Here is a 2732-nt window from a genome sequence, read left to right on the forward strand (position 1 = left end):
AACCAGATCAGATCACTCATGGCAGCACTCCTTGAACCGCCATTGAATCAATCAACCTCACCTCACACAAGCAATTTAATGGGTCCTGAGCCTAGGTCAAGATGGCAGGATCGGGCTTGCTATTCCTCAGAATGAACCGCCGAAAGCGCAGGAAAAAGCTCAGAAACTTCTGCGGAATCTGGGAATTTTCGGGGGGACTCACTCGCGGACGCTGGCACAAACTTGCGCTCGCGCATTGTAATAATGTATCATTGAGATTGTAAAAAATATGGCTTGAGGGAGAATATGCAAGAATATGTTGTGACCGCCGAAAGAGACGAACCCTTTGAAGATCGACATGGGGCGGGATGGTACGTAAAGGAAACGTGGAAATTGGACTCGGTTATACATAGATACCACGGTCCTGCCGTAGTTATTCGCCATCCTTTTACTCTACAATCGGTTAGAGAAGAGTTTTATTATAACGGATTACTTCATAGATACGGCGGGCCAGCGGTGATTATTCGTGATCCGGATGACGGCCACATCTTGCAAACACAGGATTTTGAACACGGCAAGGCCGTTCCATCCCCTAATATAGCAATCCCTGACGAGCCACGCTTTTAGCGGTTTACTGCTTATGACCGATTTGCAATCTTGGCGGCATGGTCGACATCAGCCCTGCTTGCATTAAAGGCTTCAAAAGTGATCGGGATACCGTTTGGGGTGACGCTCAACATTGCGTTTTGTTAGCCGACATCGTCGAAGAAATAATTGAAAGCGACGCATACCCTGCTGATAAAAGACTTTTAAAGGTCCGGCAATTTTACGCCGAGTTCGAGCCGTATCTTAAAGCATTCCATTTAGCAGTTTCCTCGGACACAACTCCCAACATGTACGTATCTAACATGTTGTCCGGCGTGCGGAATAACGACAAGGGTGGATGGGCAGTCGCGCCCTTGCTGACATGGCTATGCGATCTGTACCCCGATCAAGCCGAAACAGCCTATGAGAAAACAGGCCTAGCAAAAAAACTGCAATTGAAACGGCGAGCGATTGTCGCTGACGGAAGGCCTGAACAGCGATCCAGCCGAACGGAGCAACCGCGCCTTGATGCGCCTGCGCGTTCGTCACAGCCGACCCATTATTCCAATACGTCCTTGTGGCTGGGCCGTGAGGCGGAGTGGCGAAAGCTCAAGGAATTTGCATCGTCTGACCCCGGATTCAGATGGCTGCAATTGGCTGGTGCCGGAGGGCAAGGCAAAAGCCGACTTGCTGACAGGTTGGTGCGTGATCTTGGGCCGGAATGGGCCAAGGGCATCCTTAACGCTGATGCGCTTGCGGATTTCGACTGGCGGACGTGGCAAGCTGACAGGCCATATTTCATCATTGTTGATTACCTGATCGGTATTGAAGCGCTCGTCGGCAAAATGATGGAGGCGCTGGCATCTCGTACTACCGATTGTCGGTACGCGATCCGCCTCCTGTTGCTCGAACGTCAGCCATGGAACCGAGGCGAGATCGAGCATGATCATGCCCCGTTCGCCGAAAATGATCTGAGGGCGGCTATCTCACAGCCTTCGCTTCCCAGCGGAGGGCGGGCTGATTGGTTTCGGAGCCTCCAGCGCGCGAGTCGCCACGATTTGGTTCACGAGGATTTCCGATTTGAAATGGGCGTTATCGATCTCCAAAACTTGGAACCGAAACATCTAAGCGCTATCGTGGCCTCAGTCGCGGAAGCGGGAGGTAACAAAACCCTGCCCAGCGATGCCGTTATTGAAGCCGAGCTCGAGAGGCTTGATGGGCGCGGGCGGCCTTTATATGCCTATTTCTTAGGTCAGGCGTTGGCTGATGGCACATATGACCCGCAGTGGAGCCGCACCGATCTGATAAATTTTGTTCTGAAGCGGGAGCAGGACAAGCGATGGAAACACGTATTTAAAGAGGATTTTCCGCGGCTGGGCGACGATCATCCGGCTATATATTTGGCGATCTTGGCGACAATGGTTCGGCAGATCGACTGTCTGGAGGTTGACAGCGAAGCACCTTCCATTTCATCGACCACCCGTATTCAAGCCCAGACACTGGCTGATGGCTATATCGATGGCGATCCCGCCGGGCCGTCTCAATGCATCTTCGGTTTAGAGCCGGACATTCTCGGTGAATGGTTCGTATTATCCGCCCTTGAACGGTCCAATTCGCTCAAAAAAATTGTAGTTGACGCATGGCGACTGAAACCGAGTGCAATGGCCGCATTTTGTGTACGCTTGGCGCAGGACTTTGCCAGCGAGATCAATGTTGGATCAACCTTAATAGCGATCCTCGAACAAGAGCCGCCTGATCATACCGCGCGGAAGGAATATTGTGCCGTCGCCAGCTACATTATTGGTAGCTTGAGTGCGGCCCTTCTGGGCACGCCAAGATCGGTGTTAGCCTCGATCGAGGAGGGTGCGAAATCGGGTGATGTTGGGGCAATGGTGACTCTTGGAACGTGTCTGTTCGCTGGCGCAGGCGGCGTTAAGAATTATAAGGCGGCGTTCGAGTGGTTTGCCCGAGCGGCTCAGGCGGGCGATGGCACCGCCATTAAAAATCTCGGAGCATGTTATCATACGGGCCGTGGGGTGGAGCCAGACATCTCAAAGGCAGTGGGATTATATCGTAAGCGCGAAAACCTCCCCACATTTTCGTAGGCGCTGATCTGGCTATGTTTCGCCCCTCATCCGAGGGGTATCGTAGTGGCTGATGATGTAAGA

The 2732-nt window shown here is 52.5% G+C and carries 1 protein-coding gene; it reads left to right on the forward strand.

The window, feature by feature from the left end:
* The first annotated feature begins 644 nt into the window (after positions 1-644).
* A complete protein-coding gene (locus J3E64_RS20545; RefSeq protein ID WP_253345112.1) occupies positions 645-2669 on the forward strand; it encodes a tetratricopeptide repeat protein in 2025 nt (674 codons plus the stop codon).
* Positions 2670-2732: the final 63 nt, after the last annotated feature.

Source organism: Sphingobium sp. OAS761 (assembly GCF_024168485.1).
In the GTDB taxonomy this organism is placed as follows: domain Bacteria; phylum Pseudomonadota; class Alphaproteobacteria; order Sphingomonadales; family Sphingomonadaceae; genus Sphingobium.

Bases quoted from the DNA above. Each gene is read 5' to 3' on its own strand.
- J3E64_RS20545 (WP_253345112.1), top strand. From the start codon at position 645: ATGGTCGACATCAGCCCTGCTTGCATTAAAGGCTTCAAAAGTGATCGG.